This window comes from Arsukibacterium sp. MJ3 (genome assembly GCF_000987765.1).
GTDB lineage: Bacteria > Pseudomonadota > Gammaproteobacteria > Enterobacterales > Alteromonadaceae > Alishewanella.
On record NZ_LAHP01000060.1, the window covers coordinates 1 to 1599 of the forward strand.

The window sequence follows — 1599 nt, forward strand, 5'->3', positions numbered from 1 at the left end:
GGCTGGTGTGCCCCGGCTAATGATCCGTCGTACATCACGGTCATAACATAACGCTTCGTTTTTAACCCAAACCTCCATTGTCACGCGGTTGGTTAGTAGCGTCATAGCAGGGCATACTTGATAAGCTGCGTACTCTGCTTTTTTGGTCCAGTAACTATTTACGACAAAGTTACCAATAATAATAAGCAAGATACTGCCAAGTAACCCGATCGCGGTAACTTTGCCATTATTAGACGATACAGGCTTATTAAATATGCCCTGCCAAAGCCGAGTTGCTGCATAACCCAACATAAACATCACGCCCAGCAGTGCACCAGGAAAGTAGCCGTGAAAACTACTTAAAACAATTAGTGATTTTTCGCTGGATAACTCTGCAGACTGGGTTTGCAACGAGTAAAGCAAAGCCCAACTGCCAATAATGAATAGCACCACAAAAGAAGTTACCGCAATAAAATCTTTTATTTTAGTTTGTTGATTCATCTAAATTGCCGGAAAACTGTTAAAGCGACGAAGTAAACTTAAGATATAACTGCGGATATTGGCTTCGAATTTACGCCTTACCGCATGTCCAGTTGATTGAATAACATAGTAAATGCCGTCTCTAATATCGTTTTTGACATTCTGCTCAGCATGCTCCAAATAATCAACAATCGCTTTTGTAATACCTAAATGATTGTCCAACACATACAATCCGCCAACAACAAGAATACCGACTACTATTGCAGCACTCAAAGGAAGAATTGCAATTGTGGCAGCGGCTGCGCCGCCAGCGAAATACATGCCGGCAGCGTAACCAGCAGCTCCGGCAATCACCGCTTTAATGACATCAGTACTAACGTTTGCAATCCAATTGGTCCATCGAAACTCTTCTTTAAATATCCAATCAACAGAATTAAGTGTGACAGAAAAAATAATTGAAACAACAAAACCACCTTTGGCAGAAGCTCTAAGCGCCTGACCACCAACACCTATTTTCATTACTTTAGTATTTTTTGCTAAATAACGTGTTCCAGTTAAAACTTGCCTAAGGCCTGCGCGGCCTTTAAAAGTAATGTACTGTTTGCCACCACGTGTATCGATATAATATCGACCTAAAATATTACCAGACCGCTTCATCTCGCCAGCCAGTGCAACGAGCATTTTACTGTCGATTGAAGATGATATAATGTTTGAGCCAAGCCCTCGAACAAACTGCTCTGATGACTCAGCAAATTTTTCTCCGGTTATTTTTTCGAACGATAGCTCAATTTGCTGCTGACTCTTACCCTTCCTCTTTTGCTCTGCAACCCATAACTGGATCATTTCCTGGCTATTTAGTACGTAAACATCATGCTAATTTTCTTTAAACGCATTCTGTAGTTCATTGCGGCTTATTTTTAATTGCGACATCGTTTTATCGTCCCTGACGGCTACAAATATTAATAAAACGTTATTAAATCATCTCTTTTTGGATGCCGCAAGGAAAAATAATAGGTTGTATTGTAAGTAATTTATAGTGGCCCCCTCTGTCCACTATACTTAACTACTTTTGGCAGCATTACGGCGCTGCTTTAATTCAGCTTCTTGTTGTAAAAAACGCAGCTTGGCTTCGTGTTGTTT

Annotated in this window: 2 protein-coding genes; both read right to left on the minus strand. The window is 40.6% G+C overall.

The window, feature by feature from the left end; genetic code table 11:
* Positions 1-480 (minus strand): hypothetical protein (locus VT06_RS16670; protein WP_046555458.1); only part of this gene is annotated, 480 nt, incomplete at its 3' end.
* Positions 481-1302 (minus strand): hypothetical protein, encoded by an 822-nt coding sequence (locus VT06_RS17695; RefSeq protein ID WP_052750334.1) that lies wholly within the window; start codon positions 1300-1302, stop codon positions 481-483.
* Between the last annotated feature and the right edge of the window lie 297 nt (positions 1303-1599).